We start from the raw sequence: 16,295 nt of genomic DNA, 5'->3' as shown, positions 1-16,295 counted from the left end.
TCAAGCATTCATGTCGAAAAAAAAATTTATTCAAAGAGATATAAGCTGGCTTAGTTTTAATGCACGTGTATTACAAGAGGCGAATGACCCCTCTGTTTCTCTTAAACAACGGATTCGTTTTTTGGGAATATTTTCAAACAATACCGATGAATTTTTTAGAGTAAGGGTTGCGACCCTAAAACGCATGGTAGAATATAGTGCCAAGCGAAAGGCATTAAATATGCATATGGAAGAACACCCACAAAAAGTACTGGATGAAATTCATACCATTGTTTTGCAACAACAAAATGAATTTAACAGAATTTGGGAAGGTATTTTGGAAGAACTTAAACAAGAAAAAATTTTTTTAGTTGATGAGTCACATTTAAATGATGAGCAACTGGCATTCGTAAAAAAATATTTCGATGATACGGTTCGGGTAAACGTCATTCCGTTAATGATTGAAAGTTTACCTCAAATGCCTTATCTGCGCGATAAGAGTATTTACCTGGGTGTGGTGATGCGTAAAAAAAATTCAGCCTATCAACAAAAATATGCTTTAATTGAAGTGCCGGCTAAAGCAGTAGGGCGTTTTGTGTTACTACCTTCAAAAAACAATGAAAAGAATATCATGTTGTTGGAAGATGTTATTAGGGTTAATCTTCCCAACATTTTTTCTTTATTTGAATACGACTACTTCAGTGCCCATGTTTTTAAAGTAACCAAAGATGCAGAAATTGATATTGACAATGATGTATCAACCACATTTGTAGAAAAAATTGAGAAGGGCTTGAAAAACCGACGCAAAGGCAAGCCCGTTCGTTTTGTTTACGATAAAGAGATGGATGCAGGCCTGTTAGAATACTTAATTCGCAGATTAAACTTAAATAGAAAAAGTAACATTATTCCGGGCGGCAGAATTCATAATTTCAGGCATTTTATGGATTTTCCGGATGTGTTTAGCCACAATACTGAAAAACGCAAACCCTTTACGCATCCAGCTTTAGCAAATAGTTTACGCGTTACAGATGTTATTGTAAAACAAGATATTATTCTAAATTTTCCCTACCACTCGTTTAACACCGTAATTGATTTTTTAAGAGAGGCTGCTATTGATCCCGATGTTCGTTCCATTAAAATAACGGCATATCGTTTAGCACCAAAATCCAAAATTATCAATGCACTCATTAATGCTGCCCGCAACGGCAAAGAAGTAGTGGTAATGTTGGAATTAAAAGCCCGTTTTGATGAAGAAGCAAATTTAGAATGGAAAAAAGTTTTAGAAGAGGAAGAGGGTATTAAAGTATTATTGGGTGTACCCCGAATGAAAATTCATGCCAAACTATGCATCATAAAAAAGCGAATAAAAAATAAAATTATACAATATGGTTTCGTAAGTACAGGTAATTTGAATGAAGACACAGCAAAAGTTTACGGCGATATGTGTTTATTTACGGCTAATCGCAATGTAATGGCTGATATTAACCGTATTTTCCGGTATTTAGAAAATTGGAAATTGGGTACAACACCTTTAAAAGCTTGTAAATCGCTACTGGTTTGTCCTACCAATATGCGGAATGAAATTAATGCACTTATAAACAAAGAAATTAAGAATGCCAAAGCAGGTAAAAAAGCAGGTATTACTTTAAAGCTCAACTCTTTAAGTGATGTTTTATTAATTGAAAAACTTTATGATGCAGCCGCAGCCGGCGTAAAAATTCAATTAATAGTACGAGGCATTTTTTGTGCAAAAATGGATTTTGGTAAAATGAGTAAATATGCAAAAGCAATAAGTATTGTTGATGAATACCTGGAACATGCCCGAGTAATGATATTTGAAAATGAAAATAAACCCAAAATATATCTGTCATCTGCTGATTGGATGGTACGCAACTTAGACCACCGAGTTGAAGCTGCCATTCCGGTATTGGATGAGCATTTAAAGCAAGAAATTATTGACATTATTAATATTCAACTTTCCGATAATGTAAAAGCACGCATTTTAGACAGTGAACTATTAAACGAATATGTACCACATACCGGAAAAAAATTAATTCGTTCTCAAATAGAAACCTATTTTTACTTGCACAAAAAAACACAGCAACAAATTGAGATTAGCAGCAATTGACATAGGCAGTAATGCAGCCCGCCTTTTAATAGCCGACGTTTTGGAATACAAGGGAACACCTCAATTTAATAAAGTTAATCTTATTCGTGTTCCATTACGGCTTGGCTTTGATGTATTTGAAAATGCTGAAATTTCAAAACACAAGCGTGGCATGATATTGCAAACCATGAAGGCATATAACCATTTAATGAATGTTTATGAAGTGCAGCATGTAAAAGCATGTGCTACAAGTGCCATGCGCGATGCAAAAAACAGCGCCGACATTATTAGAAAAGTAAAATTAGAAACAGGCATTGAAATTAAAATTCTTTCGGGTGATGAAGAGGCAACCATGATTTTTGAAAATCACATTGCTGAAAATCTTGATAAACAACACGCCTACTTGTATATTGATGTAGGTGGTGGAAGCACCGAATTAACTTTTTTTGCCGAAGGCAAGCTAAAGTATAAAGAGTCATTTAATATTGGCACCATTCGATTATTAAAAGGATTGGTGGCAGATAACACCTGGTTGGAACTGAAAGAACATTTAAAATCGAATACCAAATCATCGTTACCTATAACTGCCATTGGTAGTGGTGGTAATATAAATAAAGTATTTTCGTTAAGTAAAAAGAAAGAAGGGAAACCACTTTCGTTGGAATTATTGAAAGATTATTACAAAGAATTATCGAACGTAAGTTTAGAAGAAAGAATTAGAATGTACAAGTTACGTGAAGACAGAGCCGATGTAATTGTACCGGCTTTACAAATTTATACCAATGTAATGCGGTGGGGTGGTATTAATGAAATTTATGTTCCCAAAATTGGTTTAGCCGATGGTTTAATTCAAAGCTTGTATGAAGAACTTACCTTAGCAGGAAAATAAGGCTGAAGCTGTTCACTCACTAAACAAAAAAATTATGTCTGTTCAAAAAGAAATAAAAAAAATTACTACACATACTTTGCAAAAAATGAAGGCAAGCGGCGAAAAAATATCTATGCTCACTGCCTATGATTATTCATTTGCGGGCATTTTCGATGCTGCAGGCATGGATGTTATTTTAGTGGGCGACAGTGCCAGTAATGTAATGGCTGGTCATGAAACAACTTTGCCCATAACCCTCGATCAAATGATTTATCATGCCGCCTCTGTAATTCGTGCAGTAAAAAGATCATTGGTGGTGGTTGATTTACCCTTTGGCACTTATCAATCCAACAGTGAAATAGCGCTTGCATCTGCCATAAGAATTATGAAAGAAACCGGTGCACATGCTATTAAATTAGAAGGTGGCGAAGAGGTATTGGAAAGTATTGAACGAATTGTAAAAGCGGGTATTCCTGTAATGGGGCATTTGGGCTTAACACCACAAAGTATTTATCAGTTTGGCACTTATGCAGTGCGTGCCACGCAAAATGAAGAAGCACAAAAATTACAAAACGATGTACAATTATTACAAAAAGCCGGTTGCTTTGCTGTTGTATTAGAAAAAATTCCGGCCCAGTTGGCCAAAAAAGTAACTGAATCTGTACATATACCAACTATTGGCATTGGTGCAGGTCCCCATTGTGATGGGCAAGTTTTGGTTATGCACGATATGCTGGGTATTAATACCGAATTTAAACCGCGCTTTTTAAGGCAATATTTAAATCTACACGAACAAATTACGGCAGCAGTAAAACAATACATAGCCGATGTAAAATCGAACGACTTTCCCAACGACAATGAATCATACTAACATTTACCGACAGTTTAATTATTTCACCCGAAAAAATTTCGTGTATCTTACACTATTAATTTAGCTTTAGCCAAAGCAATTTTTTCATATGGCGAAAAGCTCAAAAAAAATCATCATTGTATTACTTCATATTGTTGCCTGGGCCTCATTTTTCCTATTACCCTATATTTTCTCACCGCAACCCAAAGATATTCCTGAACAGGTTAGTAAATATATTTTAACCCTCTACATTGTAATAAACTTATATTTATTAATATTTTATTATTTTAACACCCTATTGCTTATTCCTAAATTATTGTTTAAAAAAAGGTGGATTATTTATGTAATTATAGTAGGCATTTGCATGTATGGTTTTACAAATGTTCCAAGACAGATATCGCTTTGGCTCAACAACACAACAGAGACAAAAATAAGAAGCGAGTTTAGACCTGAGTATAGGCGATTTGACACAGCCAATTATTCAAAAAATGACACCCCAAATAATGCTGAATGGCGTAAACAATATCCACCCCCAATGCGGTCCGATAATATGAACAAACGCCGAAACAACCGTTATTTTCCGGGGCGTGAAGCCATATTTTTATTGGTTTTGGCAGTAGGCTTAAGCATTTCTTTATTACAACAATGGCTAAAAGTTGAACAAACAAAAGAAGAAATTGAAAAAGAAATGCTTCGAACAGAATTATCATTTTTAAAAACACAAATCAATCCACATTTCTTTTTTAATACACTCAATAACATTTATTCGCTTGCCATTACCGGTAGCGATAAAACGGCCTCAGCCATCTTAAAACTGTCGGCCATTATGCGGTACATTTTAACGGAAACAAAATACGACTGGGTACCCATTCAAAGCGAAATTGATTTTTTAAACGATTATATTGAGCTGCAAAAAGTTAGGCTTACAGATAATGTAGCATTAAACGTTAATATTAACGGAACCATTACCAATCAAAAAGTAGCACCATTACTGTTTATTCCATTTGTTGAAAATGCGTTTAAATATGGGGTAAGTACTGTTGAAAATTCATTTATTCATATTAATTTAAATATTAAAGAAAATTCAATAGTATTTTCAGTAGAAAATTCTATTGCTGCAAATGCGGGAAATACGCTTACCGAAACCACAGGAATAGGAATAAAAAATGTAGAAAGAAGATTAGCGCTATTGTATCCCGACATGCATAAACTTACCATTGAAAAAGAAAAAAATACATTTAGGGTTACATTAACACTTTTGAAAATAGTATAATAGTCTTGTTGCTATCTAACCGAATATTTAATTAACCGAAAAATGAAGCATTATGAAATGTATAGCCATAGATGATGAACCTTTAGCCTTACAAATTATAGCACAGTATTGCGCCAAAATTCCCTTTTTACAATTAGAAAAAACCTTCACAAACCCAAAAGAAGCCATTACCTATTTACAAGAAAATAAAATTGATTTATTGTTTTTAGATATTCAAATGCCCGATATAAATGGACTTCAACTGTATAAAAACTTAACCAATAAACCGTTGGTAATTTTTACAACGGCTTTTAAAGATTTTGCAGTTGAGGGATTTAATGTAGATGCCATTGATTATTTATTAAAGCCATTTGATTATAATCGTTTTTTAAAAGCTGCCTACAAAGCCAATGAGTACCAAGAGTTTCTAAGTTCACAAGAATTACAGTTGAATTCTATTTATGTGAAAGTGAACTATGAAATGATGAAAATAAATTTAAAGGATATTGAGTTAATTGAAGCATTGGATGACTACATTAAAATTCACATTAAACCCTACCCTGTTTTAACTTTAATGACATTGAAAAATATGCAAGAAAAATTGCCTGAAAAGGAGTTTGTACGGGTACATCGTTCCTACATAATTCCCATTAGTAAAGTTGAAAAATTTAATAAGAACAAAATTTATGTAGCAGGAAAAGAAATACCTATCGGCAGTAGTTATTCCGATGTGTACGATTTGCTTCTAAGCAAACAACACAACTAAAATTCATCGGTAATTTTCCCGTTTTCACCTATCAAATATTTATTGTTCAACCATTGTTCTCAACTTTACATCAGTTTCAAACTGTTTTATTTTCATGCAGGGTTACATTTAATAAAAGGTATTGCTGATTGATCGCAATCTGGGCAATACCTTTTTTGATACCTATATTTTAACTTACCTTGCATACCCAAAATAATCAGTTATGGATTTCATCAGATTGCTGCACATTGAACCCACCAATATGGGTACTTCAACCGGAAATGAATGGCTAACCAGTTATGGAAGCGAAATACAAAGTTTTACACCCGTAAATGGTTCTTTAATAGCTACTGTTACTGCCACTGACAAAGAGGCTTATGAGGCCGTTGTTCACAAAGCTGCTTCGGCATTTAAAATTTGGCGTAATTGGCCTGCCCCAAAGCGTGGCGAAATTGTTCGCCAATTGGGTGAGTCGCTGCGAGCCAATAAAGAAAACCTGGGTAAACTGGTAAGTTTTGAAATGGGAAAAAGCCTGCAGGAAGGAATGGGTGAAGTACAGGAAATGATTGACATATGCGACTTTGCCGTTGGATTATCGCGCCAACTATACGGCCTAACCATGCATAGCGAAAGGCCTAATCATCGAATGTATGAGCAATGGCACCCATTAGGCATCGTGGGCATTATTTCTTCATTTAACTTCCCCGTTGCAGTTTGGAGTTGGAATACGGCCATAGCTTGGGTTTGTGGTAATGTATGTATTTGGAAACCCAGTGAAAAAACCCCATTGTGCAGTATTGCCGTTCAAAAAATTGTAGCTGATGTTTTTGCTAAAAACCATGTACCTGAAGGGGTAAGTTGTTTGGTTCAAGGCGATAAAACCGTGGGCGAATGGTTAAGCCATGATACCCGAATTCCCTTAATTAGTGCAACCGGTTCAACAAGAATGGGCAAAGCCCTAAATACAGCTGTTGCTGCTCGTTTAGGTAAATGTATTTTAGAATTGGGTGGAAATAATGCTATTATTATTTCTCAACACGCCGACTTAGACATGGCCTTATTGGGTTGCTTATTCGGTGCCGTAGGAACAGCAGGGCAAAGATGCACCACCACTCGCCGCTTAATTATTCACGAATCAGTTTATGAAACGTTTAAAAACAAGTTGGTGAAAGCTTACCAACAATTAAAAATTGGTAACCCATTACAACCGGAAAACCATGTAGGACCATTAATTGATAAAACTGCTGTTCAACTATATTTACATGCCATTGAACAATGTCAACAACAAGGTGGCAAGTTTATTGTTCCGGGTGGCGTTATGGAAGGCACTGGCTTTGAAAGTGGTTGTTATGTAAAACCTTGTATAGCTGAGGTACAACCGAATATGCCTATTGTGCATCACGAAACATTTGCCCCTATCCTTTACATAATGCCTTACAAAACTTTGGATGAAGCCATTGAAATACAAAATCAAGTACCACAAGGCTTATCCTCAGCCATTATGACTTTAAACCTTCGTGAAGCAGAAGCTTTCTTATCACATGCAGGCAGTGATTGTGGAATAGCCAATGTAAATATTGGAACCAGTGGTGCCGAAATTGGTGGCGCTTTTGGAGGTGAAAAAGAAACCGGCGGTGGGCGTGAAAGTGGTAGTGATGCCTGGAAAGCTTACATGCGTCGCCAAACTAATACCATTAATTGGGGTACACAACTTCCTTTAGCACAGGGTATAACATTTGAATTATAATTAGCCACTATGCCATTAATAGAATTAAACCATTTACCTGAAAAAGAAATTGTGCCGGGATATAAAGCTCGTTTTATTCACACCGGCACAAACACTTTTTCCTATTTGCAAGTTAAGGCGGGTAGCCATTTAGGTTTACACCATCACCCCCACCAACAAATTGCACATGTATTGGAGGGAACATTTCAATTAACGGTAGATGGCATTGCCTATACCTTACAGCCCGGGCAGGTAATGGTTATTCCACCCAATGTTCCGCATGAGGGATTGGCTATTACAAATTGTAGTTTATTAGATGTTTTTTATCCCGAACGGGAAGACTATAAAGCGCTATAATACAATATTTAGCTTAACAATAAGCTAAAACAGTTTAGGAATTCATACAATTTCCTACTTTAATAAGAACTTTGCGAAAGTTGCAATTTTATGCAACTTTTCATCTGCTGTAAAAAACATATACATGACTAAACTTTATTTTCGACTGCTAACGATTGTGTTGCTGTTTAGCCTTAGTGCAAATGCCCAAAAAAGTGCAGTACCCAAAGGTTGGCATTTATTAGATGCAACAAAAGACAAATATTATGGCATTAGTTTAAATGAAGCCTACCAATATTTAAAAGACCACCACATTCAATCGAAACCGGTAATTGTAGCTGTTTTAGATTCCGGCGTAGATACTACACATGAAGACCTGAAAGGTATTTTATGGCATAATCCGAAAGAAATTCCAGGCAACGGCATTGATGATGACCATAATGGTTATGTAGATGATGTTTACGGGTGGAATTTTTTAGGAAACAAAGATGGAGAAAATATTAAAAAGGCGGGCGATGAACGCTCAAGAGTATATTATCAATTTAAAGATGAATTTGATGGGAAGAAAGTAGATACTACTGTACTTTCTGCCAAACAAAAATATGAATACCGCATTTGGAAAATGGCAGCCGATGAAATGAATAAATCAGGCGACGACCAAATGGAAATTAACTTTTTAAATATCACCCTAAATTCCATCAAAAAAAATGACTCAATTCTTCAACAAGAAATGGGTAAAAATGTCTTCAATTGCACCCAACTTGAAAGTTTTGAGCCTTCTTCACCCGAAGGGAAAAAAGCAAAGTATGGTTATTTAACTTTAATGAAAATGGTAGGCATTGATCCTGAAGAAAAAAATACAACCGTAATTAATGAATTAAAGGAATATATTGAGGGGAAACAAGATGCTTTGAATGAAAAAAATACCCCGCCCATAAATTACAGAAGCAAAATTATTAAGGACAATTATAACGATATTAACGACAAATATTATGGTAACCCCGATGTAATGGGTCCCGACCCCATGCATGGCACACACGTTACCGGTATAATTGCTGCACAGCGTAATAATGGCATTGGTATGGATGGCATTGCCGACAATGTAAAAGTAATGATGGTAAGAGTAGTACCAGATGGGGATGAATACGATAAAGATGTTGCTTTGGGCATTTTTTATGCTGTGAATAATGGGGCGAAAGTTATTAACATGAGTTTTGGCAAATCATATTCCCCACAGAAATATTGGGTTGATAGTGCTATGCGCTATGCCGAGCAAAAAGATGTATTAATTATTCATGCTGCAGGTAATGAATCAGCCAATATTGACACAAAGGAAAATTATCCAAATCCGCATTACTTGTTTCAAAATGGAACCGCAAACAATGTTATTACTGTTGGTGCCAGTAATGACCCATCTATGGGGCAAGGCTTAGCGGCCGACTTCAGTAATTATGGTTCAAAAGAGGTAGATGTGTTTGCACCCGGGGTAAAAATTTATTCAACCTTACCTACCAAAAACGAGTATGGAAATTTACAAGGTACCAGTATGGCTGCACCAATAGTTACCGGTGTGGCGGCCTTATTACGTTCCTACTTTCCAAATTTAACAGCATTACAAGTAAAGCAAATTATACTACAATCAGTCATGCACCCCGACAGTACTTTAGCCGATTTTAAACCGGGAACCCAACAAGCCATTGCATTTAATGCGTTATCAAAAACAGGTGGTATCATCAATGCAGCCAATGCAGTAAAAATGGCTGAAAACATGGAAAAGGAATGGGCGGCAGAAAAGAATCGTTCAAACAAAAAAAATAATTAACCAAAATAATGGAACAATATGAGCAGACCTTTAGTTGGCGATTACCCTGCCTATTATGAAAATTACATTCAATTAACCGGTGGCAGTAATAACATGCATGAATTGGTGCAAAATTTCAGCAATTCATTACAGGAGTTTTATACCAGCCTTCCGGTTGATAAGGAAAATTTTAGTTATGCACCCGGGAAGTGGACACCCAAAGATATTCTTCAACATGTTATTGATACAGAACGAATAATGGTTTATAGAATGTTAACCTTCGCTCGTTCTGATAATAAAAGCCTACCGGGTTTTGATGAAGAATGGTATGCCAAAAGAGCCAATGCCGGTAATAGAACTTTAAAAAGCTTACAAGATGAATGGGTAGCATTACGTGCATCAAGCAATCAGTTTTTAATGTCATTAACTGAAGATATGCTATCTCTTTCAGGCACCGCCAATAACTATAAAGTAACTGTAAACGCTATGGGCTTTATGCTATTTGGTCATTTATTGCACCACAAAAAAGTATTGCAGGAAAAATACTTACAGTAAAGCTTTTTTTAATACTACGAAGCCCTTATCTACCCATACAAAAACCTTATCTTCGCAATCTAAATAGTTACGTATGAATTTACATGAATTTCAGGCGAAAGAATTGTTGAAAAAATACAATGTTCCCGTACAAGACGGTATTGCTGTTGACAATGTTATGGCAGCAGAAGAAGCTTACAGACAAATTAAAACTCAAACCAATAATAATTTTGCGGTTATTAAAGCCCAAATACATGCCGGTGGCCGTGGTAAAGGTAAAATTGTAGGCACCGAACAAAGAGGTGTTGCCGTTGCAAAAAATGCTGAAGATGCTGCTAATATTGCTAAAAATATTTTGGGTGGTACTTTAGTAACTGTTCAAACCGGACCTGCCGGAAAAAAAGTAAATAAAATTTTTGTAGCGCAAGATGTTTATTATCCGGGCCCCAACCCCGTTAAAGAATTTTATTTATCCATTTTATTAGATAGAGCAAAGGGCCAAAATGTAATTATGTACAGCACCGAAGGTGGCGTTGATATTGAAGAAGTAGCCCATAAAACACCGGAAAAAATATTTAAAGAATGGGTACACCCATCTGGCGGTTTATTACCCTTCCAAGCCAGAAAAATTGCTTTTAATTTCGGCTTAACCGGTGAGGCATTTAAAAACTGCGTAAAATTTGTAACCAATTTATACAATGCGTACTTAGGTCTTGAATGCTCAATGTTGGAAATTAATCCCTTATTCAAAACCAGTGACGATAAAATTATTGCGGTAGATTGTAAAATGAATTTGGATGACAATGCTTTAATGCGCCATTCAGATTTAGCTGCTTTACGCGACATTACAGAAGAAGATCCTACAGAAGTGGAAGCCGGTCAGTATAACCTAAACTTTGTAAAATTAGACGGTAATGTTGGCTGTATGGTGAATGGAGCTGGTTTAGCCATGGCCACCATGGATATGATTAAATTAAGTGGTGGTGAACCTGCTAACTTCTTAGACGTAGGTGGTACTGCAAATGCACAAACCGTTGAAGCCGGTTTTAAAATTATTATGAAAGACCCTAACGTAAAAGCCATTCTCATTAACATTTTTGGTGGAATTGTACGTTGCGACAGGGTTGCCGCCGGAGTGATTGAAGCTTACAATAAACTAGGAAATATTAATATCCCCATTATTGTTCGCTTACAAGGAACCAATGCTGCTGAAGCTAAAAAATTAATTGATGAAAGCGGCTTAAAAGTTCAATCAGCTATTGAATTAAGTGAAGCGGCTGATTTAGTGAAAAAAGCGGTAGCATAAATTTTACAACAACTTATATATTGAAAAGCTGGTTAGTAAAATGCTAATCAGCTTTTTTATTGTTTATGAATTTTAACCTCGCAAATGGGACTAAAAGCATATTTTAAACCTGAATGAATTTCAATACACTCATATCGCTTTCTGCGCTTAGGTCCCTTTTTAAACAATCGACCATTTTCTGTTTTAAAAATTACACCTTCAGGAACTTGGGCCAACAATAAAATATCAGTTCGGGTAACTGTATTGTATTTGCGTAATACCATCAATAATTCTGTTTCACCATTTGCCGTTGCCGAAGGGTTACGAATACTTTTTTGTAAGGCTAGTAAAATATCAGGCGGAAATATATTCTTTTCAGTAAAATGCAATAACAACTTACTGTAAAACATCTTCCACTCTTTACCATGCGCTTCTACCCTGTTGCCATACGCTTCAAAGGTTAATAAATGCGCCAGTTCGTGTAACAACGTAATTAAAAATTCAAATTTGTTCAAATTGCCATTTACGGTTATTGCATGATGGCTATGCATAGAAGCATGCCTATAATCACCCAAAACCGATTTTCTTTTTTTAGTAATGGTTAAATGAACTTTATAATGATTTAAATACTCTACTACGGATTCAAAACAACCATCAGGTAAAAAAGCGGCTAAAGCCTGCATGGGATGTTGCGTTGCAGCCATAATTACTTTCTACTTTTTGCCATTTATTTTTGTTGCAATTGACACTTCAATAGCTGTGTAAACAATATACAACACCAACCCTACTAAAATGGCATAAATACTTCGGTTACTGCCTGCAGCTATTAAATACAAAATAGCAGCGCCCCCTAAAACCAATAATTTTATAACCGAAGCCAACATAACATTATTAACTGAACGCATGGCCGATTTTTTTTGAGTGGCTTGTATATGTAAAAAAAGGCTCAATAAACTAACAATAAACAATAAATCGTTTGCAGTAAAAACTACCCAAGCATTAATTTGATGTGTATTCATGAAATGATGCAGGAATAACAATAAAATGTTTACTACAACAAATACAATAAGCAGGGGGACAATATTTTTTAAAAACGATACCGATTTTTGTTGCATATTTACTTTTTGCTGGTGTCTTTAATAACTTTCACAATTAATGCAATAATAACCAATAAAGGCAATATCCAAACCAACAAGGGTATTTTAACATGCAATCTATTGTCTATCCACCACCCTACATAAACAGCAATAGCCAGCGTTATAATAAGTTCACTACCAAATGCAGCATACTCATACAACAAATTTTTATTTTTTTGAGGAGTTTTCATTCCTTAATAATGTCAGTTTTGGGTATTGTTAGTGAAGTAGTATCTTTTTGCACCGGCATGCTACCGGAAAGTACCTTTTTTAAACTTTCCAGATATTGATCTTTGTATTGAATAGAACGTTCTAAGGAATCCGTTTTCATTTGAAGTAACTGCAACTCGGTTCTACTTTCTTTTGACCCATATCCGGGAATATAATATTTTAGCGGCGTAAATACAATTAATGCTACCGTTAATGTAACCAATAATACAAATGCGGTGCTAAAGGCAACATAAACACTTAAACGAGATAATTTAAAGGTTACCAGTTCCTCATAAGTGTCATCGTTAATAATTACCAAACGGTATTGGTTGCGAAGCCGTTTAAAAGTGTTGGTTTCAAAAATTTGTTTTGCCATGCTGTAAAATAAGGTTAAAGGTACATAACCACCCCTGTTTTGCCGAAATTGTTAAAAAATAACTGTACTTTTAAACAGTTTTGACTTGTGTTGTAATTTGCCTATGATGCAAAAGTATTTTTTTCTGTGTTTGTTTCTTATACCTGCTTTGTTTTTTCAACCCAAAGTATGGGGGCAGCCCAATACAACCATAAATTTAGACAAGGAAAAACCGGCACAATACCAGGATAGGCTGTTACCTGCCGAAAAAACAGGTGACAAAAAATTGGGGTTTCTATCGCGCACTTATCAAGATATGGTAAGCCACTACAACTATTTTTTTAATGCCAATAATAAATTAAACTTTATTATTGAACAGGCACAAAAAATGCATACTGACGATTACAGCAAACTATTGCCATTTTATGATTATAGTTTGTCGGTAACTGCATTAGATAAACGCGACTTAGACTCCATTATTTATAAATGTTATGCCGGAATTTTATTGCACGATTTAAGAAGCGATTGGGTAGATGATTTTTATTTATTGTTAGGGAAAGCCTATTTATTGCGCAAGAATTTCGATTCGGCAGCCATGGTATTTCAATATATTAATTACATATATGCCCCCAAAGATGACGGTTATGATATTCCAATAGGTAGTAATGTCAGTAATAACCAGGGCATTTTCACGGTATCTACTAACGAAAATAGAAGCCTGTTAAAAAAAATAACCACCAAACCTACCACTCGTAATGATAGCTTTATTTGGCAAATTCGCAATTATATTGAGAGTAATCAGTTAGATAAAGCATCGGGCTTAATTGCTTTGTTAAAAGCTGACCCGTTGTTTCCAAAACGATTACAAAAAGATTTATGGCTGCAACAAGCCTATCTTTTTTATAAACAGAACCAGTATGATAGCGCCGCTACTTATTTAAGCAAATCAATTTCGGAAGCAGACAATAAACAGCAGCAAGCCAGATGGGAATTCTTAACCGGACAATTGTATCAATTAGCGCATCAAAACAAACCGGCCATCAAAGCATTTGAAACTGCTATTACACATACAATTGATCCTTATTTAGAAGTATATGCACGTTTAAATATTGTGGCACTATCCGATACCGGAAGTAGTACCAAAGCCCTTCAAAATAACCTAAGACAAATGTATCAATTGGCACATAGAGATAAGTATGCCGATTACCGCGATATTATTTACTATGCTGCTGCAGCTTTAGAAATTAAACAACAACATTATGAAGCCGGCATTCAAAATTTGCAAAAGAGTATTGCTTATAGTGTCAATAACCCTGAGCAAAAACAAAAAAGCATGTTATTATTAGCTTCAACTGCCTATAATATTCGTCAGTACCCCCTAGCCTCATTGTATTATGATAGTATTCAAACGAACCAACTAGATTCTACCTTAAAAAATGAAGTAATTGCCCGAAAAAAAGCATTGAAAATTATTACCGGTAACCTAACCTCATTGCATTTACAAGATAGTTTACTGCAATTAGCTAAGTTGAATGAAGCGGATAGATTAGCTGCCGTAAAAAAATTATACCGCAGGCTTAGAAAAGAACAAGGACTGGCAGAAGAGAAAGAAGACATTGATTTTGGCAGCACCAATACTACTGCTAATGTTGCCGCCAGCGGGCTATTTGGAAGTTCAACATCTTCAAATAACGCAAACGACTTTTACTTCGCTAATGCTACACTTAAATTGCAAGGCTATAAGGAATTCAAACAAAAATGGGGCAATAGGCCCAATGTAGATAATTGGCAGCGACAATCGGCAATTAACAACAGCTTGCAATTAAACAATAATAATGTAACGGCTGCTACTACTACCACTGAAACGGCAAAAACAAATAACGCCAATGCCTTAACGTTGAAAGGAATGTTGGATAACATACCACTTACCGAAAAACAAATAGGCGATGCACACAATACCATTATTAATGATTTGTATTCAAATGCGCAAACATTTCAAAATAATTTGGAAAAATATGCCGATGCGGTTGATTCATATGAAACACTCATGAAGTTATACCCGGAAAATCAATATGAAGAAGCAGTTTTATTTAATTTAATATACTGTTATAAACAATTGGGCTTACTACAAAAATCCGATTCCGTTAGGAAGAAACTGATGTTTGCATTTCCCAATGGCACTTATGCGCAAAAAATTAAAAATATAGGAAAGCCTACCCTGCAAGATAAAGCCACCGAACAATATGAACATATTTACAATTTATTTATTGAAGGCAACTTTAAACAAGCATTAGCCGAAAAAGCTGAAGCGGACAAAACATACGGCAAAACTTATTGGACCCCACAACTCATGTACATTCAAGCAGTGTATGATGTGAAACAGAAAAATGACAGTTCCGCTATACAAACCTTGCAAGCAATGATACACCAGTTTCCACAATCGCCAATGGTTGATATGGCCAATACCATGATTGATGTGTTGAAACGTAGAAAAGAAATTGAAAACTATTTAACCAACTTGGTAATTGAAAAAAATGAAGACAATGTAGTGGCTAATATTGACCTGCATCCTGCTACATTGGTTAATACACCGGTAAGAAGAAGAGTAGATAGTGTGGCAGCCCCTGTAATTAAACATTTAGATTCAACAGCAACTGTACAAATACCGGTAAGTGCACCCGTTATACAAAGTGTAAACAACTATGCATTTAACCCGTCCGATTCACAATACATTGCAGTAGTGCTCAATAAAGTTGATCCTGTTTTTGCCAGTGAGGCACGCAATGCCTTTTATCGCTTTAACTTAGAAAAATTCTATAATCTTCGACTAAAAGTGAATCAACAAAAATTAAACGACTCCACATCATTGGTATTAATTGGACCATTTGCTAATGCCGGTGATGCGGTTGATTATTTAGATAAAACCAAACCCATGGCCACCGCCCGAATTATACCCTGGCTAAAACCGGAAAAATATATTTTTAGTATGATAAGCCCTGCTAATTTGCAGCTTTTATACAATAAAAACAATATTGACGAGTATATTCAGTTTTTGAAACGTAATTTGCCCGAAAAATTTTAACTAGGTATCAAAATAACCAAAGGGTTTAG

Annotated in this window: 15 protein-coding genes; 11 read left to right on the top strand and 4 right to left on the bottom strand. The window is 35.5% G+C overall.

Going from position 1 to position 16,295, the window contains the following annotated elements:
• Positions 1-10 precede the first annotated feature (10 nt).
• The 10 genes from ppk1 to sucC all read left to right on the top strand — a co-directional run bounded on the left by ppk1 (position 11) and on the right by sucC (position 11,504).
• The gene (gene ppk1 / locus LX80_RS00260; RefSeq protein WP_111293051.1) at positions 11-2,107 is read left to right on the top strand and encodes a polyphosphate kinase 1; all 2,097 of its coding nucleotides are present in this window, start codon (positions 11-13) and stop codon (positions 2,105-2,107) included.
• On the top strand, positions 2,088-2,975 hold the full coding sequence (locus LX80_RS00255) for a Ppx/GppA phosphatase family protein (RefSeq protein ID WP_111293050.1): 888 nt from the start codon (positions 2,088-2,090) through the stop codon (positions 2,973-2,975). The genes ppk1 and LX80_RS00255 overlap by 20 nt, the downstream gene beginning before the upstream one ends.
• Positions 2,976-3,009: 34 nt before the next feature.
• Positions 3,010-3,825 (top strand): 3-methyl-2-oxobutanoate hydroxymethyltransferase, encoded by an 816-nt coding sequence (gene panB / locus LX80_RS00250; protein ID WP_111293049.1) that lies wholly within the window; start codon positions 3,010-3,012, stop codon positions 3,823-3,825.
• Between the two features lie 88 nt (positions 3,826-3,913).
• Positions 3,914-5,077: a sensor histidine kinase gene (locus LX80_RS00245; protein ID WP_111293048.1), complete on the top strand. Its 1,164-nt coding sequence runs from the start codon at positions 3,914-3,916 to the stop codon at positions 5,075-5,077.
• Between the two features lie 52 nt (positions 5,078-5,129).
• Positions 5,130-5,822, top strand: coding sequence for a LytR/AlgR family response regulator transcription factor (locus LX80_RS00240; protein ID WP_111293047.1), 693 nt, complete (start codon positions 5,130-5,132; stop codon positions 5,820-5,822).
• A gap of 202 nt (positions 5,823-6,024) precedes the next feature.
• The gene (gene amaB, locus LX80_RS00235) at positions 6,025-7,548 is read left to right on the top strand and encodes an L-piperidine-6-carboxylate dehydrogenase (RefSeq protein ID WP_111293046.1); all 1,524 of its coding nucleotides are present in this window, start codon (positions 6,025-6,027) and stop codon (positions 7,546-7,548) included.
• 9 nt (positions 7,549-7,557) lie between these two features.
• The gene (locus LX80_RS00230; RefSeq protein ID WP_111293045.1) at positions 7,558-7,884 is read left to right on the top strand and encodes a cupin domain-containing protein; all 327 of its coding nucleotides are present in this window, start codon (positions 7,558-7,560) and stop codon (positions 7,882-7,884) included.
• Between the two features lie 124 nt (positions 7,885-8,008).
• Positions 8,009-9,685 (top strand): S8 family peptidase, encoded by a 1,677-nt coding sequence (locus tag LX80_RS00225; protein ID WP_111293044.1) that lies wholly within the window; start codon positions 8,009-8,011, stop codon positions 9,683-9,685.
• Between the two features lie 18 nt (positions 9,686-9,703).
• Positions 9,704-10,219, top strand: coding sequence for a DinB family protein (locus LX80_RS00220; RefSeq protein WP_111293043.1), 516 nt, complete (start codon positions 9,704-9,706; stop codon positions 10,217-10,219).
• A 73-nt stretch (positions 10,220-10,292) separates the two neighbouring features.
• Entirely contained in the window at positions 10,293-11,504 is a 1,212-nt protein-coding gene (sucC, locus tag LX80_RS00215) for an ADP-forming succinate--CoA ligase subunit beta (RefSeq protein WP_111293042.1), read from the top strand.
• Positions 11,505-11,560: 56 nt separating this feature from the next.
• On the opposite strand, the gene LX80_RS00210 is transcribed toward sucC, so the two are convergent.
• The 4 genes from LX80_RS00210 to LX80_RS00195 are packed head-to-tail and all read right to left on the bottom strand — an operon-like array spanning position 11,561 to position 13,205.
• The gene (locus tag LX80_RS00210; protein ID WP_111293041.1) at positions 11,561-12,187 is read right to left on the bottom strand and encodes a SprT-like domain-containing protein; all 627 of its coding nucleotides are present in this window, start codon (positions 12,185-12,187) and stop codon (positions 11,561-11,563) included.
• Between the two features lie 9 nt (positions 12,188-12,196).
• Complete coding sequence (locus tag LX80_RS00205) at positions 12,197-12,598, bottom strand: hypothetical protein (protein ID WP_111293040.1); 402 nt, start codon at positions 12,596-12,598, stop codon at positions 12,197-12,199.
• Between the two features lie 2 nt (positions 12,599-12,600).
• The gene (locus LX80_RS00200) at positions 12,601-12,810 is read right to left on the bottom strand and encodes an AtpZ/AtpI family protein (protein ID WP_111293039.1); all 210 of its coding nucleotides are present in this window, start codon (positions 12,808-12,810) and stop codon (positions 12,601-12,603) included.
• On the bottom strand, positions 12,807-13,205 hold the full coding sequence (locus LX80_RS00195; RefSeq protein WP_111293038.1) for a hypothetical protein: 399 nt from the start codon (positions 13,203-13,205) through the stop codon (positions 12,807-12,809). The genes LX80_RS00200 and LX80_RS00195 overlap by 4 nt, the downstream gene beginning before the upstream one ends.
• 103 nt (positions 13,206-13,308) lie before the next feature.
• On the opposite strand from LX80_RS00195, the gene porW reads away from it, so the two are divergent.
• On the top strand, positions 13,309-16,266 hold the full coding sequence (gene porW / locus LX80_RS00190; RefSeq protein ID WP_111293037.1) for a type IX secretion system periplasmic lipoprotein PorW/SprE: 2,958 nt from the start codon (positions 13,309-13,311) through the stop codon (positions 16,264-16,266).
• The last annotated feature ends 29 nt before the right edge of the window (positions 16,267-16,295 follow it).

It is taken from the genome of Hydrotalea sandarakina (assembly GCF_003254115.1).
Taxonomy (GTDB): domain Bacteria; phylum Bacteroidota; class Bacteroidia; order Chitinophagales; family Chitinophagaceae; genus Hydrotalea; species Hydrotalea sandarakina.
This window is presented reverse-complemented; position numbering and strand designations above follow the sequence as displayed.